18 protein-coding genes, 1 tRNA gene and 1 pseudogene are annotated in these 20,167 nt (G+C 44.9%); 8 read left to right on the top strand and 12 right to left on the bottom strand.

The genetic code is table 11. From position 1 onward, the window contains the following. Positions 1-647 precede the first annotated feature (647 nt). The 4 genes from ACOTXI_RS01540 to ACOTXI_RS01525 all read left to right on the top strand — a co-directional run bounded on the left by ACOTXI_RS01540 (position 648) and on the right by ACOTXI_RS01525 (position 2,323). Complete coding sequence (locus ACOTXI_RS01540; protein ID WP_016243631.1) at positions 648-932, top strand: DUF3892 domain-containing protein; 285 nt, start codon at positions 648-650, stop codon at positions 930-932. Positions 933-1,122: 190 nt separating this feature from the next. Further along, positions 1,123-1,374, top strand: coding sequence for a hypothetical protein (locus tag ACOTXI_RS01535; protein ID WP_016243630.1), 252 nt, complete (start codon positions 1,123-1,125; stop codon positions 1,372-1,374). After that, positions 1,371-1,724 (top strand): conjugal transfer protein TraD, encoded by a 354-nt coding sequence (locus ACOTXI_RS01530; protein WP_016243629.1) that lies wholly within the window; start codon positions 1,371-1,373, stop codon positions 1,722-1,724. Before ACOTXI_RS01535 ends, ACOTXI_RS01530 begins: the two co-directional genes overlap by 4 nt. A 179-nt stretch (positions 1,725-1,903) precedes the next feature. Then, entirely contained in the window at positions 1,904-2,323 is a 420-nt protein-coding gene (locus ACOTXI_RS01525; RefSeq protein WP_016243628.1) for a hypothetical protein, read from the top strand. 6 nt (positions 2,324-2,329) lie between these two features. On the opposite strand, the gene ACOTXI_RS01520 is transcribed toward ACOTXI_RS01525, so the two are convergent. Further along, entirely contained in the window at positions 2,330-2,575 is a 246-nt protein-coding gene (locus ACOTXI_RS01520; protein WP_016243627.1) for a hypothetical protein, read from the bottom strand. A gap of 68 nt (positions 2,576-2,643) precedes the next feature. Next, complete coding sequence (locus ACOTXI_RS01515; protein WP_016243626.1) at positions 2,644-3,042, bottom strand: H-NS family nucleoid-associated regulatory protein; 399 nt, start codon at positions 3,040-3,042, stop codon at positions 2,644-2,646. A 183-nt stretch (positions 3,043-3,225) separates the two neighbouring features. On the opposite strand from ACOTXI_RS01515, the gene pilV reads away from it, so the two are divergent. Then, positions 3,226-4,596: a shufflon system plasmid conjugative transfer pilus tip adhesin PilV gene (gene pilV / locus ACOTXI_RS01510; protein WP_008499873.1), complete on the top strand. Its 1,371-nt coding sequence runs from the start codon at positions 3,226-3,228 to the stop codon at positions 4,594-4,596. Between the two features lie 225 nt (positions 4,597-4,821). On the opposite strand, the gene ACOTXI_RS01505 is transcribed toward pilV, so the two are convergent. Beyond that, positions 4,822-7,782, bottom strand: coding sequence for a type III restriction-modification system endonuclease (locus ACOTXI_RS01505; protein WP_155020744.1), 2,961 nt, complete (start codon positions 7,780-7,782; stop codon positions 4,822-4,824). A 9-nt stretch (positions 7,783-7,791) separates the two neighbouring features. After that, on the bottom strand, positions 7,792-9,786 hold the full coding sequence (locus tag ACOTXI_RS01500; RefSeq protein ID WP_063963646.1) for a site-specific DNA-methyltransferase: 1,995 nt from the start codon (positions 9,784-9,786) through the stop codon (positions 7,792-7,794). A gap of 194 nt (positions 9,787-9,980) precedes the next feature. On the opposite strand from ACOTXI_RS01500, the gene ACOTXI_RS01495 reads away from it, so the two are divergent. Continuing rightward, complete coding sequence (locus tag ACOTXI_RS01495; RefSeq protein ID WP_103786796.1) at positions 9,981-11,369, top strand: SpnT protein; 1,389 nt, start codon at positions 9,981-9,983, stop codon at positions 11,367-11,369. 46 nt (positions 11,370-11,415) lie between these two features. On the opposite strand, the pseudogene ACOTXI_RS01490 reads toward ACOTXI_RS01495, so the two are convergent. After that, a pseudogene (locus tag ACOTXI_RS01490) lies at positions 11,416-11,710 on the bottom strand (tyrosine-type recombinase/integrase); the annotation flags it as partial. A gap of 11 nt (positions 11,711-11,721) precedes the next feature. Next, positions 11,722-12,945 (bottom strand): tyrosine-type recombinase/integrase, encoded by a 1,224-nt coding sequence (locus tag ACOTXI_RS01485; protein ID WP_048975197.1) that lies wholly within the window; start codon positions 12,943-12,945, stop codon positions 11,722-11,724. 469 nt (positions 12,946-13,414) lie between these two features. On the opposite strand from ACOTXI_RS01485, the gene ACOTXI_RS01480 reads away from it, so the two are divergent. Next, complete coding sequence (locus ACOTXI_RS01480) at positions 13,415-13,672, top strand: YjhX family toxin (RefSeq protein WP_032674491.1); 258 nt, start codon at positions 13,415-13,417, stop codon at positions 13,670-13,672. Positions 13,673-13,773: 101 nt separating this feature from the next. On the opposite strand, the gene ACOTXI_RS01475 is transcribed toward ACOTXI_RS01480, so the two are convergent. From ACOTXI_RS01475 to ACOTXI_RS01455, 5 genes are all read right to left on the bottom strand, one after another. Beyond that, positions 13,774-14,610 carry an alpha/beta fold hydrolase gene (locus tag ACOTXI_RS01475; protein WP_058654616.1) on the bottom strand — a complete coding sequence of 279 codons (837 nt, stop codon included), beginning with the start codon at positions 14,608-14,610 and terminating at the stop codon, positions 13,774-13,776. Between the two features lie 155 nt (positions 14,611-14,765). After that, positions 14,766-14,984 (bottom strand): acyl carrier protein, encoded by a 219-nt coding sequence (locus ACOTXI_RS01470; protein ID WP_021240839.1) that lies wholly within the window; start codon positions 14,982-14,984, stop codon positions 14,766-14,768. Between the two features lie 17 nt (positions 14,985-15,001). Continuing rightward, positions 15,002-16,435 carry an AMP-binding protein gene (locus tag ACOTXI_RS01465; protein WP_023292851.1) on the bottom strand — a complete coding sequence of 478 codons (1,434 nt, stop codon included), beginning with the start codon at positions 16,433-16,435 and terminating at the stop codon, positions 15,002-15,004. Next, positions 16,432-17,550 carry an MBOAT family O-acyltransferase gene (locus ACOTXI_RS01460; protein WP_058654615.1) on the bottom strand — a complete coding sequence of 373 codons (1,119 nt, stop codon included), beginning with the start codon at positions 17,548-17,550 and terminating at the stop codon, positions 16,432-16,434. The genes ACOTXI_RS01465 and ACOTXI_RS01460 overlap by 4 nt, the downstream gene beginning before the upstream one ends. A 128-nt stretch (positions 17,551-17,678) precedes the next feature. Further along, a complete protein-coding gene (locus tag ACOTXI_RS01455) occupies positions 17,679-18,815 on the bottom strand; it encodes a D-alanyl-lipoteichoic acid biosynthesis protein DltD (protein WP_031274971.1) in 1,137 nt (378 codons plus the stop codon). 278 nt (positions 18,816-19,093) lie between these two features. Between ACOTXI_RS01455 and ACOTXI_RS01450 the strand changes: the two genes are divergently transcribed. After that, a tRNA-Ser gene (locus tag ACOTXI_RS01450) sits at positions 19,094-19,181 on the top strand. A gap of 44 nt (positions 19,182-19,225) precedes the next feature. Here the strand turns inward: ACOTXI_RS01450 and ACOTXI_RS01445 are convergent. Further along, entirely contained in the window at positions 19,226-20,161 is a 936-nt protein-coding gene (locus ACOTXI_RS01445; RefSeq protein WP_087855307.1) for a PDR/VanB family oxidoreductase, read from the bottom strand. Positions 20,162-20,167 lie beyond the last annotated feature (6 nt).

The following is a 20,167-nucleotide window of genomic DNA, read 5'->3' as shown; positions in this document are numbered from 1 at the left end:
TTTCCGAAGGAAACGGTTTTAGCCTGCGGCAGGCAACCGTCGGTAGACCCCACGGCATTAGAGCGAAGCGATAATGCGTAAGTGGGCATTGCTTTATTTTTTATCGCCATAAATGGCTCAAAAATAACGGCAATGTATAAGGCTTGCCTTTATTAATTAATACTAAATATATGAACATCTGTAAAACAAATCGCCGAATTAAGCGGCGCTATCTGTATGGGCGGGCGAAGTATTCCGCGATATTACCCTGATTGGGTTTTGATGGCGTCCGTAGGACAAAAAGAGTGTTAATTTATCCCGCCGTAAGGCGGGAAAACACTAAAATATAAAAAACAGTTAAAAATAAGGATGGCTTCCCTGTTATATAATGAACAGGTGAAGATCAAAAACTAGGGTGGAAAACCGAAAGGTGAAGTGAAAATCACTAAAAAACAAAAATAAGTAACGCGGAGAGTATTAGATATTTTAGTTAGTAATTGCTATCACTTGTGTTGCATAAATTACAAAGTGCGCGATTTAGGTTTTTGTTGACTGGAAATCGTAAGGATATGGCCTAAGCTCAGTGTGCATCACTCCTTAAATAATTTGATAAAATTGGAATGATGAGCATCTTATTAATTACATACAGCAACTATAAGGAGGTTGAAATGTCAGACCATCGAGTGTTATGCATCAATAAAAGCAACCGTCAGAGTGCCCATGAGAGGATAACTCATATTGGTGGCAAGAACGATAATGGCACAAGCTGGAGGCTCACGCAGCAAGAGGCTATAAGCGGAATCGAATCTGGGAAATGGAGATTTTATGTTAATGCAGGAGGGCATTCAGTGTGGGTGATTGTTGCTGTTAGTGCTTCTGGTAACAAATACTTGAAAACTCAAAATGATGGTGAACAGCCTAATAATCTTTTGAGTCTTCCTGAGTGCGCATAAGTGTTAAAAAAAGGGCCTTTTGGCCCTTTCTTACTATTCCATTATCACTTCTGAGAATAATCAGCAATAGAGATGTTTTCAAATTTCATTAAAACACTTGGAGATATGTGATCAAATTTTATCATTATACTATTGATTAATTTATTAATTATGCTAATTGGTGTTAAGGAAATAAATACAAGGAGGTTTAATGTATAAAAATAACGATGAAGCCATCGATCTTGAAGCAAAACGATTACTTGATAACGGAATCTATACCGATCTAAAACAAGCGTATAGTGAAGCAGAAAAGATAATAACAGAAGTACGAGTTGAATTTAAAAAGAAGCAGGAAAGGAAACATTTCCGATCTCGGATAAAATCAATAAAACGAGCACTTTCAGATGATGAGTTCAGAAGTAATATTCCTTACAATCATAGGCATCAGTGGAGAAAAGAATGAATGATGATAAAATAAAAAACACCTATCTAACTGGCAATGTTTTTCAGAATGATAGAAACAGGCCGGAAATTAAGAAAACACTTGAGCAGAAAATTGCTGGAGCGCAAAATAAATTAAATTACCTTAAAGCAAAAGAAAAAAGAGACAGCAAAAAAGAAAATACGCGACAAAAAATAATTCTTGGTGCAGAAGTTGCCAAGGTTTTAAACTGTGATATAAGTGAGGTAGATAAACAATTACTCTTTGGTTTGCTGTTAGAAGTTCCATCTTTACATACGCACGATATCGAACGGTATAAAGTAAATGGACAAATCTACATTGAAAGAGTTCTCAAGAAGTTCAGGCCATAAAGTCATTTCACGTCCGAACAGCTCTCCTGCTTAAAACTTGTTTTAGGCTGGGGAGCTGTTGAGCAAGCCCCAGAGGGCGCGGTAGGTTATTTTAGTATATTTATTTACATTGTTTTAATGTGTGCAAATGAAAATTGATAATGGGAAATTAATTTTTTAATATTTAAACTGGAGGCTATATGAATGATGGTAATGAAAAGAGAGTGATGGTATTAATGAGGAGAGAACAGATTAAGCTTTTGGAATGTTTTTTTAATAAAATGCTTAAAGATGGAATAGACCCAAGGTTTATAGGGAGGAGAATTTCAGATATATATACAGAGAACAAAAATAGTAAAACACGAAAGATATTGTGTAACGTCTTTTCCAGAATGAATCCTGAAGAACTTAAATATTTAATATACTATCTAAGATATAGACACCATGAAAAGCATGTACTTTTTTACAGTAATGAAAGATCATCGATTGCAAAATTAATACTTGAGCAAGTAGATGAGGCTGGAGGTGATTTTGTTATGTACCGTAATACGCTAAGAGATTCGTTTACTGATATAACAGCTCCATTTGAGGTATACAGTAAGGACTTTCGCCCTTACTGATTAATTTCAAGATTTAGAAAAAGAATTCTTGCGTGATCTCTTTTTTTCTATTTTATTAATTTCATTTTTTTCATTTTGTATAGCAACTTTATCGAGGGCAATTATTTCTTCTTCAGCATCACAAAGGCGTGTATAACGCTCTGGAAGCATCTTTTCATCTAATAGATCGTAGATAGCCCATTCTATCGGCTTGATTAGTTCAGAATCTTCTATTTTTTCGTATTTTACAACAATAGCTATATAACGAGACATAATGAAACCTCATAAAAATTTAATTTTCATTTTGATGATACACCCCAGCTAACAGGGTGTACCATACATTACATAGCAAAGTCTTCCAGAACCTTACCGCTTTCCAGTGCAGCTGCAATCACTTTTGGTGTTCGCCCCTGACCTGTCCACGTTTTCTCATCGCCATTTTCGTCGATGTATTTGTACTTTGCAGGACGAGGAGCACGGACAGCAGCAGGACGTGATGATTTAACATTACCCAGCAGCTCAGACGGGTCAATGCCATCTTCAAGCAGTTGCGCACGCAGGGCTTCGATTTTGCCCTGACGTTCAGCATTTTGTTGCTTTGCGATTGTTTCCTCTTGGCGTCTGTCTTCGACAATAGAAGTTAATTTCTCCAGCATCTCTTCAAGTGTAGCCAGATCTGTTTCTCGTGCCTGAGCGCGAAGGGTACGGATGTTATTAAGTGTTTTAATAGCGTCAGTCATTACCTTTTATCCTGAATGTTTAAGATCATAAGCAGGATAACATACAAAAGACGATAATGGATAAAATTACGCCTCCTAATTTTTATTGTTAACGGTTTTTTATGGATTACATCTTAACCAACCTTGACCTCTTTTTTATTTTTGTTAATTGATACGTACGTGAAATAAAAAAGGACGATGAAAATGAAAAAACAAAATAAAAAAGGGTTCTCTTTGCTGGAACTTGTTTTGGTGCTGGGTGTGGGTAGTATGATGGCGTTTATGCGCTTTCAGGATATGAAGAATGAGCAAGACACGGTGATTGCTAAGGCTGTTGGACAACAAATGAAACAGATGGGGGAGGCGGTCAATGGTTATATCAATATCCGCTATGACAAGCTTTCTACGCTGACGGCGAGCAGCAGCCAGTCAAGTGATCCGGGTCCAAGAACGTGTGATAGTTCTGGTTGTGAAATCACTTACCAGACACTTATTAATGAAGGATTATTGCCAGTATCATATACCGGGGTAAATGCCCAAAAATCATCTTATAAGATACTGCTAAAACGTACAGGAACCACACCTAACTATGTTATCAATGGACTTATTACAACGACTTTACCTTGGAGTGAGGGTGGTAAATATCGCTACGACTTATTAGGGAAGGCTATGCAGGAAGCCGGTATTGATAGCGGAATGACACAATCAGCAACTGTGGCATCAGGGCTGCAGGGGGCGTGGAAAGAAACATCAACAGATTACAGTAATATCAACAGTGCAGGTCTTATGGCCTATCGTGTTGGATATGATTCAGCGATGTATTCTGTTTACTTGCGTCGTGATGGGACACTCCCTATGACAGGTGATCTGAATATGGGTGGGAATGACATTAATAATGCGAAAGATATCACCGCAACAGGAACTACGACTTCTGGCATATTACATTCAACAGGTGATACTAATGTTGGTGCAAATCTGAATGTTTCAGGAAATACGCAGGTAAATGGCACAATAAACTCAAACAATACGGTATCAGGTGCAACAATCACTTCCCGTGGGGAAACTTACACTCAGAACTGGTTCAGAACATTGGGTGATACAGGCTGGTACAGCCAAAAATGGGGTGGTGGCTGGTATATGAGTGACAGCTCATGGATCAGAGCATATAGTAACAAAAATGTGTATACAGGTGGACAAATCAGAGGTGGTTCTGTTCAAGCAGATGGAAGACTCACAGTTGGTGAATTTGCCCAACTAAATGGAGTAGCTAATGCCGGGGCTAGTTGTTCCCCTAATGGCTTACAAGGTAGAACGGCAGCAGGACAAATCTTATCATGTGTTAATGGTGTGTGGGCCTCATCTGGCGGTAAACCGAGAAAATCATTTTATTATTATTCAAACTATAATAACTCATACAATTATTCCTATATTGGTCAGCATGATGTCTGTGTATCTATTTATGGAAATGAAAATGATCAAGACGATACTTGGAGAGGGGTTGAGCAATACGCGACTGATTTGTGGAGAATAACAGTCAAAAATGGTAGTGAAATGGCGCTGTGCTTAGATTGGTAATTTTTATATATTCATATCTGTTTGTTTTATTTATCATTCAAAAACCAATGCTATATTGATTTATTGTTTACTATAACGCAGGGGGAATAAATTACATCTTGTAAAAAATAAATAAAACATATTTTGAATGGGAGCCATTTTTCCTAAGTATGAGGTTCTGTATTCACTCCAGTGGAGTGTTCCCTTAGAGGGAACGCAAAGGGCCTTTCGACCCTTTGTTATATTCTAGCTATTGCTCATAACTTCATTTAAATTTGTGGCTCGCATATATCTTGCTGGATTAACTTTTAGCTCTTCAAGTGCATCAAAATGAGCAGTGCCACAAGCTATTTTTGCATCCTCTTCATTGCTAAGTCCGATATGCTTACTTTTTGTTTCGACGACAAAGTAAATATGTTCTTCGCCATTGTCCTCAATAACTAAGGCCCAGTCGGGATTATAAGTTCCTAACGGTGTTGGGATTTTAAACCAGCCGGGAAGCTTCACATAAAGCTTAACTTCATCCTGTTCTTCGAGTTCCTGAGCGAAACGATTTTCAACATCAGAATCTTTAGGAACATATTCGTAAACTGATTTAGATGAGGTTTCAAATAGATTTCGAGCATATCCTGTAAGTTCTTTATCTATAAACAGGCTTTGTGCATATACTTCACCTTTCAGTGGATAGTATTTAATACCATCAACAATCGACAGGCGTTTGCAGTAGTTGATGCGGCCTATGGCTTCACTGATAAATTGCTGCGGATTTTTAGCAAAATCAGCGAGTCTTCCACTTTCTTTCAGGATGGCACTTAAACTGCGTCTTGTCAGTCCTGTTTTTTCCTGCAGCACACCAAGAATATCAGGCAGCGGTTGTTCAGCAACATCAATAACAGCGCTTGTTGTCCCATTCGACTGAGCTTTGACATCAAGGCCAGATTGACTTTGTTTGATTGTAGCCTTGCTAAAACTAACCATCGCTTTTGCTACAGGCGGCATCTCAGAAAGTGATTTCGTACAGGATGTAAGCAGTACATCTTCATCAAAGGCCAGACGGTAAAGTGTTTTTTGACAGATTCGTTGCCATAAGGCCTCAAACTCAGGGCTGTTTATGACTTCCTTACGGTATTTTATTATTTCACGATCATCAGCATTATTAATATTCAGGCGTCCTGCTGATTTACGAAGGATCGCTTCAATTTGTTCCTGCAGTGATGCGAACTTGTCGGTTATAGCAAAAGAACCTTCGAAAAGGGCTTCTTTCAGGAACTTGGTTATTTTTCCTGATGTTTCCAGATGTCCTTCTGTCTGCAGGCTTGACCAGATTTCATGTGAACCAGTGATACCTACTGGCTTTGCCGTATCTGAAAAAATCAAATGTGCAAACGCTTCTTTTTCGATGATACCGAAACGGATACCTGTTTCATTCTCAATTTCAGTCTGTAATCGTTCAGCGTAGGATTCATAATTTTCGCTGGCAATAACAGTCAGAATGTTAATATTATCATCACGAACACGCTCACCTTCTTGGTTAACGCACAGGCGAAGACCACGGCCTAATGTCTGACGGCGTTCACGTTCACTACCCATTTCACGCAGGCTACAGATCTGGAATACATTGGGATTATCCCAGCCTTCTTTTAATGCGGAGTGTGAAAAAATAAATCTAACCGGATTGGAGAAACTCAAGAGCTTCTCTTTATTTTTCATGATGAGATTATAACCACGCTCAGCATTTTCACGACCTGCATTATTGCTTTCGCTTGTTTCAGCCCATGCACCTTTTTTATCGATGGAGAAATAACCATCATGAACGTCTTTCGCATGTTCTGGGTGAGAAGGAATCAAATCTTTATATGCAGGGCTTTTAATAGCTTTGAGGTATTCTTCTTCAAAAATACGAGCATATTCACCCGGTTCACGCTGTCCTTCTTCATTGAACTGGCGGTAGAAATCAACCTTATCAATGAAAAACAGAGTAAGGACCTTGATTTGCTGATTGTTGAGACGCAGTTCTTTATCCAGATGTTCACGGATTGTACGTCTAATCATATGACGCTGGATGAGCATAGGGTCAATATCACCAACAACATCACCAACGTTCATATAGTAGGTGTTTGATGGTGTTTCGAGTGTAAGATAACCCTCTTTACCCGTACGGATCTCACTGATTCGGAAACCTTGGTAAATATCCCGTCCCGTTTCATCGTCGAGCGTTGTGCCATCATAAACTGTAATTTCTGTCCGGTTCACCACGCCTTTTTTATCAGCGACATCAACAAGAACAGTAGCATTGATGGCGTTTTTCTTACTGTTGATGCTTAGCAGCTTAACATAAGGGCTGTTACTCGCATTCTGGACTTCAAGCCCGGCAACCTCGATCTGTTTGACCAGTTTTTGGTTGTAAGCATCAATGGCATCAAGGCGGTACACCATATGATGTTTATGAATATGTGTTGCTGAATAGCGTAAGGTGAACATAGGGTGCATAGCATCAAGTGCGGTTTTACCCGCACCGTTCAAGCCACCATCAACACTTTGCGGTTCATCGACAATGATAATTGGACGTGTAGCACGGATTAAATCAATGGGCTTATCCAGATCGTCCACAGTTGTTTTTTCACTGGACTGATAGAGCTTGTTAACATCTTTTTTGTTAATCGCACCCACCGTCATTACCATGATCTGCATAACAGAACTGGTTGCAAAATTTCGAACATCCGCAGGTTTTGCCGAATCATAAAGATAGTATTCGTATGGGATACCCGCAAACAGGCTTTTAAAATGTTCTTCAGTGATCTGTAGTGTTTTATAAACGCCTTCCTTGATGGCAACGGAAGGAACAACAATAATAAATTTACTCATGCCGTAGCGTTTGTTCAACTCAAGCATGGTGCGAAGGTAAACATACGTTTTACCTGTCCCTGTTTCCATTTCGACAGTAAAATCATGGCTGTCGAGCACAGGTGAAGGTGGAAGCTGGTTTTTTAACTGAACATTGTTTAAGTTTTTCAGCAGAACATCATCTTCGGGTATTTGTGGGTTAACAGGCATTGAACCTGTTGCGCCTTCAAATGAGAGTGCACCCTGAGCTGGGGCCAGCACAGTCATTTCGCTTTCCCATTTCTCTTGCCCTTCAAACAAATCACAGACCGATGTTATGGCGTTTTGCTGATAGGTAAGGTCAGATTCAAAATGTAGTTTCATCTCATTCCCTTACAGGCTGTGCAGGTTAGTTAGGCCATGTTGTTCCAGAATGGCGCAAAGATTTGTTTTAGCAACATTATTTTCAAATGCGTCATCAAGGAAATAGCAGACAGTATCTTTGCCAGCTTTTAAACTCTTATGCCAGTCGATGATCCCCTTGGTTAGTACCTCAACACAAGAGGCTGGGATTTGACTGGTAAAGCAGGTAAACAATTTGCCACCGTCAACACAAGAAACGGTTAATCCATCAAACTGACGGGTTTCAATGTTTACACTCAGGTCAATGCCACGTTTGAGCATCAACTCTGTGAGCAAATCTTCTTCACTACGGCCTTCAAGGATTGGGCTTACATAGGCATCAATCTGTTCTGAAAGGGTTTCGGCAGAGGCTTCCCACGGACGAATGTTAGATGTATCGAGTTTAAACACACGAAAACCGACATCACCTTTCCACTCTGGATTGTCTTCACGAACCTTTTTACCAGCGCGGCGGAGGCGCTCTTTGGTTAATTCACAGATAGTTTTTGGTAGCCTTTCTTGGACACAAAAGTTATATGCCTGTTTTTGCTCCTGATTATCAAATGATAATTTTTCGGGTAACTGAACTAATATATATTTCAGCGAAGTGTTGTTTTCGGCATTGTACTTGTAAAGGCTATGGCCAAAGGAGCCTGAACCAGCAAAGAAATCCATGACAATTTCATTTTCTTTAACTCTAGAAATTTCAACGAGATATTTCAGAAGGTTTGTGGGCTTAGCAAAATCAAATGGTATGCCAAGTTCTTTTAATTCTTTAGAACTTTGTCTGTTCTCCCATTTATTTATTAAATTTCCCGGCACCATTCCTTTTTCTTGCTGATCTTTTAACCAAAGCTTGTTGTATATGTTATATTTTGCCTGCTTCCCTTCTTCATCTACAAGTGCTGATGTAGTGGTTTCTTTGAAAACAATATTCCCGAGGTTATATTCCTCTTTATATCTTGTGTACGTCCATTTCCATACACCATCACCTCGTTCAGGAGTGATCTGCACTCCTTCTTTCACACTGTTGGGGAAAGTGGAACCCGGAGGAATAACAAAACTACCATCTGGACATTCTATCCAGTAGCGTTGGTTAGCCCTTGCATCCAAGCTAGCTTTATAAAGCCTTTCTTCACCATAAATTTCACCATCGCGTATGCCGCCGCTCTGTGTTTTGTTATAATAAGTTGCAATTTGTTCTGCACCAATCTTTGCTCTGAAATGAGTCGCTCTGTTGATATTTTTTGCGTAAACTAAAATAAATTCAACATTTGGCGTGAAAAAATTCCCTTTTGCACCGCCAGTTTTCATTAGTCGTGATATAGTTGATATGAAGTTGTCTTCACCAAAAATATCATTACAGGTGATTTTCAGATTCTCTATTTCTGAGTCATCGATAGAAATAAAAATAACACCATCTTCACTAAGCAAGTTTCTCGCAAGCTTAAGACGAGGATACATCATGTTCAGCCAATCAGTATGATAACGTCCACTGGTTTCTGTATTTGTGCTTAAACGTGCTCCGTCTTCTGTCTGTCCAGTAATTTCAAGATAATTTTTCATATTATCTTGGAAGTTATCAGGATAGACAAAATCTTTACCGGTGTTGTAAGGAGGATCAATATATATAAGCTTAACTTTTCCAGCGTAACTTTTTTGAAGAAGTTTTAACACTTCAAGGTTATCGCCCTCGATCATGAGGTTCTTGGTATTATCCCAATCAACGCTTTCATCTTTGCATGGACGCAAGGTGCCACGGGAAGGGGTAAGAGCAAGCTGACGAGCCTGACGTTTACCATGCCAGTTCAGGCCATAGCGTTCTTCTTTGTCGTCTACATTTTCACCCAAAAGCTGCTTTAAAACCTCAAAATCAACACTGTCTTCATTAAAAGCTTCAGGAAACAATGATTTAAGTTTGGTGATGTTATCGGCAGTGATATTCATTGATTGCAGTTCGGGCATTTCAGGCGAAAGTTTGTTCATTGACCATTCCACGTATCTGTATCAGGTTACTGTGTGATGGGGGATATTTTACGGTAAATAGTGCATTTCATCAATGAACAGTGTGCTGCAGATTTCTTTTTAAATCATTATGTTAATGCATTTATTGAATGTCCTGTCCTTGTATTAGTACAATTAGCTTTTATGCGTCTACCAAACATTATCAGGATGTGATGATGGCTAAACTGAACAAGAAACAACTTGCTTTACTCAAGGAAATGCCTGCCGATCAACTCATGCAAATAATTTGTGATATTGCAGAGAGTAATGGTCAGGCAAAATCCTTTATTATTAATAAATATCTGTTAACTCCAGAAGAATCACTGAAAAAGGCTGAGGCTGAATACAAAAGGGTAATTAAAACAAAACGCTTTTATGATTATTATGAAGCAGCGGTTTTTTTTGAGGGGCTATACAGGAATGTCATATTTCCACTTGAAAAGACGGTATCAACGCTGCCTGAAAAAACCGAGGCGTTTTGCCATGATTTACTGCTCTCATTTGATAAAATCAGCGAAATTGCTGATACATCAGATGGATCATGGATGGACTATTATAATGGTGCAGTCGAAACATGGTTAAAATCCCTGTCCCTACAAAAAGACAAAAGCATTGATGTTATAGCGGATAAAATACTTTCCGTGCTTAAAGGTGATGTATATTTTAACTTTGATATTTTTGATAAGTATAAAAAAGAGCTGGGATACAATGTTATTCGTGCTTTAAGGGAAAGTCTTCTTAAGACAGGTGATGTTAATTATGCTGTTGAGTTAAGTCTGTATATCAGGGATGTTGATTTCATCAGGCAATGCTTTGAGAAAAGAAAACTGAACCAGCCAGAATACATCATTAAGTTTGCTGAGTTGCTGGTTGATGAACTGTGCACTGAGGAAGCCATTCAGGTTCTCAATAAAATCAAAGAAGATAAATCAGTTGATCAGGCAGGGCTTCGTGATAAATGGACTGAGGTGTTGGCTCTGGCGTTGATTGAAGAAGGCGAGATTCAGCAGGCAAAAACAATTTGTATAGACGGATTTAAGAACAGGTGTGATGTTATTTTTTATAATATCTATAATCGGGTAGAGAAAAATAATGACTCACTGGATTTGTTCTCTGGCATAGCAAAGAACAAAGGCTTTCCGTTTGTTATTCTTTTCTTGTCCGGGACAGATAGTTATGGAAAACTTGATTCTGAAGTCATGAATGCGAGTGAAAATGAAATCGCAGAGATGATGTCTTTATTACGCGGTTCTTTTGTTCGTACCTTATCGAGTGAGCTTTACAGGCATGGTTATGCATGTTCTGCAACTCTGCTCCGTAGAGTGCTGGCAGAGGACAGTATCAGTCGTTCTCAGAGTAAATACTACACCTATGCGGCATCTGATATGAAAAAAAGCATTGATTACAGTAAAGATATTGCATGGACTGAAAAAATCCCTTCAACAGAAGAGTATTTAAAATCTCTGTTTATTGAGCACAAAAGAAAATACGCACTCTGGGAAATAATGCTGGAAAAAATCGCTGGTTTAGCGATAGAGAAAGATTCAGTATCATATTCAGCATAGACTGTAATTAAGCATGAAGTTGAAAGGCCGCGAACGGCCTTTCCCTTTATTTATTTGTAGCAAACTCAAACGGCCTGACCATATCGTTGCTGTTAGCATCAAGGAAATCAGCCCACCACTGGAGCATCAGGCGGCGCTGCTCAAGATGCTGGGCTGTGTGGGTATAAGCAGCACGGATGCTGTTGCTTTCCTTATGGCTCATCTTGAAGCTCTACAGCGTCTTCTGACCACAAACCTGACTCAATTAAGGCACTACAGGCTAGTGTGCGGAAACCATGAGCGCAGATGTCCTGTGTAGTGTCATAGCCCATCTTACGCAGCGCTTTATTGATGGTGTTTTCAAACAGAGCAGTTAAACGGCAAAACAATATCGCGTCCAATCATCCATCAACGCCACACGCTTAGGCCATAACGTTCCGCGCTGATAAGCGGCCTCTGCTTTATCAGCTAGTTGATGGGCCAGTGCGTGTTCAATAACTTCACGTTGATGATCTGTAGTTTCACCAGCCCAGTCACGAAATGTTGATCGGAAACCGTGCTGTGTTAAACCACTATGGCCCATTCGTTTCAGTACTGCCAGCAAAGACATATCAGATAGCTGTCCACCACGAGGGGCAGGGAATACAAGATTATTGTCCTTGAAACGTGGTAAAGCCTTTAACAGGGCTACCGCAGCGTCAGACAGCGGTACACGATGTTCTTTACTGGCTTTCATTCTGCTGACGGGAATGGTCCACGTTTTGTTCTTCAGATCAATTTCTGACCATTCAGCGCCACGGACTTCACCAGAACGTGCGACGGTCAGGATTGAAAACTCAAGTGCTCGTGCTGAAATGCCCGCTCGTTTCTGCAGTTCAGAGATAAAGGGTTTGATCTCACTATAGGGCAGGGCTGCATGGTGCTTTTGTTGCTGAACCTTACTTGGCATTGGCAGCAGGGGTTTAAGCATACCTTTCCATGAAGCAGGGTTATCGCCCTCAAAGTATTCTTTCGCCTTGGCGTAATCAATAATGGTTTCAATACGACCACGCAGGCGGCTGGCGGTTTCATTTTTTGTTAACCAGATAGGTTCAAGTATTGCCAGTACATCAACTTTCGTGATTGCGCTGATAGGCTTTTCACCTACGACAGGGTAAGCATAGGCTTCAAGCGTTGAACGCCATTGTGCAATGTGTTTCTGATTTTTAAGTTCCTTGGCCTTAATTTCGATAACCTCTTCAGCGCATTCGGTAAACGTCTTTCTCTTATGAGCCAGCTTTTCTTGTTCTGCTCTGGCGGCGTGTTTTTCTTCAAGGGGATTAACACCATTACGGACTTGCTTACGCAGTTCACGAGCCTTATCACGGGCATCAGCTAAGGAGACTTCAGGGTAGGCACCAAGTCCCATGTTCAAACGTCTGGGGACTGTCCTTCCCAATCTGTTTACTCTGACTCCCATAGCGATACAGAGTATCCATGAACGGGACTGACCCCGAACCCGGAGATACAAACCATCAACCCCACCAACTGCAAAAGAGCCTTCAGTTTTTAGCTTGGAAACGGCCAGTCCGGTGAGTTCTTTGGCTTTCTTTGGCATATGTTAAACCCTGTCATACAACCCGCCATACATAAGGTACTGCATAAAATGTCAGATTTTCTCGGATGTCGCAAGACGTCTTCGGACATCTGTTTTTGACAACATATTGTTTATTAATGGTAAAAATGAACTATTTCTGGCGTTCTCGGACGTTAATTTGGCGGACTGCGCTTCCGCCAGATATAAACCCCAGGTTACTCGTTGACTTGGGGTTTTTCTTTTGGATTAGCCGATCCGCCTCACATTTTTAAGACCCGGTTATTTCCCTGTAAAACCCCGGCGTTATCATTCACCCCGTAAATACCTTTTCATCGCTTACCGAGGCTTTGATGCTGGAGAATGTTTTCATCAGATAATCAGCTTCCCGCCCTTTTCAGGACGGACTGGTTATCGCTGCGCTTAAACCTTACGCACGCACCTGCGGGTGTGGGCTCGTTTTTACGCATGATGATTACACAGGTTTTCCAGTATGAATTTATCCCGTCAGGAACAACGTACCTTACACGTTCTCGCCAAAGGTGGGCGTATCGTGCACGTCCGCGACAGCTCTGGCCGCGTCACGTCCGTTGAGTGCTACACCCGTGAAGGGCTGGTGTTGAGCGACTGCACGCTGAACGTCTTCAAAAAACTCCGCACCAAAAAGCTCATCCGCTCCGTGAACGGGCAGCCTTACCGCATCAACACCACCGGGCTGAACAACGTTCGCGCCCAGCTGGATAATCGCTAAGCGGAATAAACAACGCCACCCTCGGGTGGCGTTCATGCATTGAGCGGGATATCGTGGCGTAGGCCGGATAAGCGCAGCGCCACCCGGCAAGAAACGCGGCGTTATGAGCGAATAAAGGCCAGAATGTCCGCGTTGATAGTATCCGCATGGGTGGTATGCATCCCGTGCGGGAAGCCCGGATAAATTTTCAGCACGCTGTTCGCCAGCAGCATGTCCTGGAGAAGGGCGGCATTTTTATACGGCACAACCTGATCGTCATCGCCCTGCAGCACCAGAACGGGAACGGTGATGGTTTTCAAATCTTCCGTCTGGTCGGTCTCTGAAAACGCCTTAATCCCCTCATAGTGGGCTTTGGCGCTGCCGATCATCCCCTGACGCCACCAGTTCTGGATCGTACCCTGCGAAACGTCGGCACCATCGCGATTAAAACCGTAGAAAGGACCGCTGGCAACGTCGAGATAAAACTGGGCGCGGTTAGCCGCCAGCGCTTTGCGGAAGCCGTCGAAGACCTCGATCGGCGTTCCGCCGGGGTTCGTCTCCGTTTTGACCATCAGAGGCGGGACGGCGCTGACGAGCACCGCTTTGGCGACGCGCCCCTGTGGTTGTCCATACCGCGCAACATAGCGGGCGACCTGTCCGCCGCCGGTGGAGTGACCGACGTGCACGGCATTGTGCAGATCAAGGCTTTCAACCACGGCTGACGCATCGGCCGCATAATGATCCATATCGTGGCCTTCACTCACCTGGTCCGATCGTCCATGTCCGCGGCGATCGATAGCGATAACGCGATAGCCTTCTGCCAGGAAGAAGAGCATCTGGTTATCCCAGTCATCGGCACTCAACGGCCAGCCGTGGTGGAAGACAATGGGCTGAGCCTCTTTCGGACCCCAGTCTTTGTAGTAAATGTTGACGCCGTCTTTCGTGGTTACGAATGCCATACCGCAGACTCCTCTGTTAAGAACAACACGACCCCTAAAGTGTAGGAGAAATCACAAAAGCGGTTGGTTTAATTCCGGTGAAGGATATTCATTTTGCGTCTGGGCTCTGGCGCGATGCGCCAGAGCCTTCAGGGCAGGATTAACAGCAGGGGCGTTTAGCGGTTTTCTTCAATATAGCGGGCCAGGTCCGCCGGGGTTTTCAGCACCGTCGCCACGTCTGTCGGCGGGATCGTGCAGCCGTAAACGTCCTGCACTTCCAGAACCATATCGACCGCCAGGATGGAGTCGAGAATGTCGGATTCAATCAGCTCATCGTGAAAGCCCACCTTACGGGATAACACTTTTTCGAACAGGGCGAGAATTTCTTGTTCCATAATTTTTCCTGGAGTCATTAATTTGTGCGGGCGTAAGCGTCCAGCAGCTTGCGGTCAATTTTGCCGTTAGGATTCAGCGGCAAAGCGTCTTTTACGATAATTTGTGACGGCACCATGTAGTGGGGGACTACCTTCGAGAGCGAGGTTTTGATGGTATCCGGCGCCAGTTCCGTCACGCAGAACGCGGCAATGCGCAGCACGCTGCCGCAGGGTTTCATCAGTGGCATCACCACCGCTTCGTTAATCCCGGACATCGCCAGCAGGCGGTTTTCAATTTCGTTGATTTCAATACGGTAGCCATTCAGTTTGACCTGGCTGTCGTTGCGTCCCTGGCAGTAGATAAGCCCCGCTTCATAGCCCAGATCGCCGGTCCGGTAGCCGCGAAATGCTTCATTTTCCCGACGGAGTAATTTTTCTGCGTTCTCCTGCGGCAGGCCGAGGTAGCCGCGCATGACGTTTTTACCCCAGATAATCAGCTCGCCCTCGGCGGAAATTTCCATTCTGCTCTCAGGCATCATGACCCCCACCGGCAGCACGGCGCTGTCGCTGTTCATGATCGCATCCGTGATCTCGACCACGGTAGTCGCGATGGTCGCTTCCGTTGGGCCATAGGAGTTGATGATTTTGGCCTGCGGGAAGCGGCGGCGAAGCTGTTTAACCAGCGCTTTATTCAACACTTCACCAATGAAGATAAAGACGTTGAGTTCAGGTAAATACTCGCTGTTGAACTGCGGGGAAAGCAGCTGCTGGTAAGCAAAAGAGGGGGTGGAAACCCAGGCGGAGACGGCGTTGCTTTTCAGTCGCTCCAGCCAGTTCGCTTTCTGAATATCGTCTTTGGCGTTCAGCACGATGTGTCCACCCATCGCCAGATTCGCCAGCAAAGGGATCAGGGAGAGGTCAAAACTGAACACCGCGTGGTTCATCAGGACCGGTTTTTCCGGCAGCGAAAAGTCCTGGCTGACCCATTTCATGAAGTGCCACACGCTTTCACGCCCAATCTGCACCCCTTTAGGCTTGCCGGTGCTGCCGGAGGTAAACATGATGTAGGCCAGATCCTGCTCCTCCAGCACCTTGCCCGGTTCACCCGTGGCGATGAACTGCCGGGTCGCGACGTCGTAATAGTAAGGGGCGCTGGCCAGATGGCAGATCTCCCGCAGGCGCTCCTGCGGGTAAATGCAGTCCACCGGAATGTACGGAATGTTGTGCAGCAGGCAGCTATAAATCGCCACGGCGAACTCGGCCTGCTGGTGTCCGTACAAGACGACCGGCGTACCGGCAACAGGCTGGCTACGCTGATAGCGCTGCGCCCAGTCCGTCACGGCAGCGGAAAGCTGCAGCCAGCTTAAGGCTTCGTCGCTGCCGCTGATGGCCAGCTGCTGCGGGGAGGCGGGATCGCATAATGCCGCACGCAAGAAATCCTGCAGTTCCTGAAGATCGGAGAGATTTTTCATAGAGGTGACATTCCACTAAAGATGTAAAGGGCGCCCGCGGCGCTTCCCAGCGTCAGAATGCGCCCTAAAAACGCAACAGCCGGATACTGCAACCCGCGGTGTAACGCCGGGCTGCGTTTGGCTGACCACAGCAGCATGTTGTGAGCGACAGAAATGGCGCCAAACAGCGCGCCGCTGATGACGTAATGGCGTTCCAGGCCATTCCATGCCCCCATGCAAAACAGGGTGCAGAAAATACCGATATTTTGCGCCAGAGTTTTGTTCTGACGGAAAAAATTGAACTTCATCAGGTTCATATAAACGGGCATAAAGACCACATCGCGCAGCCATTCAGACAGGCTGATGTGGAAGCGGCGCCAGAAATCCTGCGGGTTCTTTGCCAGAAGCGGCATATTGAAGTTTGCCGGGATGTTGAGCCCAAACAGGCGGCCCGCACCGATGGCCATATTGCTGTAGCCCGCAAAATCAAAGTAGAGGTAGGCGCTGTAGGCTATCGACATCACCACGCCCACGGTCAGCGTAAACGGCTTATGGCTCCAGGGCTGTACGACCAGCGAATCAACCAGCATGGCAAACAGGAACTTCTGGATAATGCCGGTAATGATTTGCTCCAGCGCCACTAAAAACTGTTCGCGGTTAAGGGCAAAGACGGGCTTGCTGACGTCGTTCATCCATGTCCGCCAGCGGTACATTGGGCCTGCCAGAATAATAAAGGGCATAAACAGATAGCAGAAATAGTGCAGGAAATTCTGCCCTTCTTTTTTACTGCGATAGAGCAGCACGTCCACCGCGCGGAATGTCATAAAAGAGAGGCCGATCATGCCGAGATGATGATTAAGGTGCAATTTCACCAAAAATAAAGGAAGCAGCGTTAACACAATCGCCTGCCAGGTTTTTAACCATCCTTTTTCTTTTAACGCGGCGACTAGATAAAAAATGATAAAAACGACCGCGGGAACACGGTAATCACCCTGAAAAATATAGCCCCAGCCTAATGCGGCCATGACGGATAATGCCGATAAATACGTCAGGCGATGGCGTAATAGGCGATTGACCAGCGCAAACGCCAGGGCGGATGAAAACAAACAGACAAAAAACATTCCTGAGCTATACATCATTCGGCCTCAGAACTTTTGATATTCAAAATGCAGCTGCATACTCATACTGTCATCGACAGAGGTCCACGCGACGATGGTGATCGCCAGCAGGAGATAAAGGAAAAAAAGACGAATCACGATTTTCATTATTTAAAGCTCTGTGCAATAAAGCGAATCATAGGAACCCAGGCCAGTTCGGAAGGGTGCAAACGATCCCAGTTCCAGCCATTCTGATAAGGCATGGCGTACATATCTAAATACGGGATCTGGTTCTTTTCCAGAATGGTTTTAATTTGCTTATCCACCGGGCGGAAGGTATCGGTGTTGTAAAGCGCCCAGGGGTTAACCGGGTCGACGATAGCAATCACCTGCACGTGGTGTTCTTTAAGCAGCTGGACGGTTTTACTGAAGGCAGCGATTTGCGCAGGCACGACCGGCGTGTCATCCCACTGCTGCCGCGTACCGTCCTCCTCGTAAATCGTTTTGTCCATCCACAGGGTGGCCGCGCTCTGCTGGCGTTTTTTATTTAACTCGCGGGCATTCGCCAGCTCTTTATCCCAGTCAGGGGCAATGTGGGTGGTTGGCTGTGGCGGCCACGGCTGTTCCGTCCGGGGCGTGACGTGAAGCAGCGCCAGCCAGTCGTTTTTTATCAGGGTGCAGACGTTGGCAAACTGGAAACTCACCTCGTCCCATATCAGATCGGGGTGCCAGCCAAAGACACGCATTTGGCCAAAGGTTAAATGGCTTATTTCTTTACTCTCAATATGTTTTAAATAATTAACCAATATTGGGCGTGCCTGCGGATCCTTCATCAAAGGATTAAAAACAGAACCCGGGAAATTATCAGCATAGATAGCGGGAGGCAGGCCTTTTGAGTAAAAGCTGTCAGGTGCCAGCAGCAAAACAACTTTACTGTTTGCGTTAAGGCTATTTTTAAAACGTGAGAACAGTAAAAACTGCGTTTCGTCATCGACAAACGCATCGCCATACGCCACGACGGGTTTGTGCAATTGCTTATTAAAGTAATTATAGACAGCGTAATGTTCATCTTCTGACGTCGCCACCTCAGACGCACCAATGAAGAATATCGCATTCCCTTCTAAGGCATGAGAGATAGTGGCAATTTTTTCCGCCTGTTCTTTAGGCGTGCCCGCCATTGATTTAATCAGCGGCTGGAAGGTAAGCGGCGGATCGAAGCTCGCCACCAGCGGGTGAAGACAAAGAAACAAAATGGCCAGAAAGGCCATCAGAAAATGTAAGCAAAGCGTATTTTTGATTTTCATCATCAACCAGTAACACTGCATGGCAGTAATGTCTTAAATCTGCGGAAATTCAGATTTATAACAATTACACAACAAATGGCCGTCTATTTTTGTGGCATTCTATACCAGAGCGATTTAAAAGGATGAGCGTTGCTGTGTTACGGTATGTACAAGGTCGCGGAGAGTGATGTGAAGTCAGCGTTTGGGTGACTTTTTGCGCAGTCAAACGCCCGTGGGGAAAAATCGAAAAATTCCTGCTTTACAAGGCGCTAATAGATGTTTATAGTGCGCCTCACTTTGGAAGCGTGGCCGAGCGGTTGAAGGCACCGGTCTTGAAAACCGGCGACCCGAAAGGGTTCTAGAGTTCGAATCTCTACGCTTCCGCCAAATTTGAAAACCCTGCGATAGCAATATCGCAGGGTTTTTTCGTTTTACAGCCCAATCACCAGCTCCCCGGAATAGCTTCGCGAACAGCACAGCGCCACCTGCTGGTCCGTTGCGCCTTTTTCCGCCTCCGACTGCACGCTATCCCGGTGATCCACCACGCCGTCAATCACCGGCGTCAGGCAGGCGCCGCAGATCCCCATCTCACAGGAAAGCGGGACCGCCACGCCATTTTCCTGCAGCACCTGGGCGATGGTTTTATCCGCAGGCACCGGCCAGCGCTCCCCGGTGGAGGCCAGCTTGACCGTGAAGATCTCCCCGGTTTCACCGCCTGCGGCGGGCGCAACGGGCTGAAACGCCTCGCTGTGAAGATGGGCGTCATCCCATCCCTTTGCCGTGGCGACCTCACGCACTTTTTCCATAAAACCTGCTGGACCACAGACCCAGGCGTGAAGGCCCGATTCGGCCGCGGGGAGATTTTCCGCCAGCGCGGTGCGCGGGCTGGCGGTATGAATGATACACTCATCGCACAGCGAGAGTTCGCGCGTAAACGCCGCGCTTTCCCGGTTCCTGACGTAGTAGTGCAGCGTGAACGGCGTTCCGGTCGCCTTCAGCTGCAGGGCCATCGCATACAGCGGCGTAATGCCTATTCCCGCCGCCAGGAGCAAAACCCGCTCTGCCTGCTGAAGCGGAAACAGGTTGCGCGGGGCCGATATCATCAGCTTCTGGCCGGGACGCAGCGTCTCGTGAACGTAGCTCGACCCGCCGCGCGAGGCGGTTTCCCGCCCCACGCAGATCAGGTAGCTCTCACCGCTACACGCTCCGGTCAGGGAATACTGGCGAACCACGCCGCAGGGCAGGTGAACATCAATATGTGCGCCGGGCTGCCAGGGTGGCAGCGCTTCGCCGTCTTCCGCCACCAGCCTGACGGCGAGGCTTTTGTCGCCCTCGCGCCACAACCCGTCAACAATTACGCTCAGCATATCGAC

The sequence above is a fragment of the Enterobacter cloacae complex sp. BZL2005 genome (genome assembly GCF_049238885.1).
GTDB classification, from domain to species: Bacteria; Pseudomonadota; Gammaproteobacteria; order Enterobacterales; family Enterobacteriaceae; genus Enterobacter; species Enterobacter roggenkampii.
This window is presented reverse-complemented; position numbering and strand designations above follow the sequence as displayed.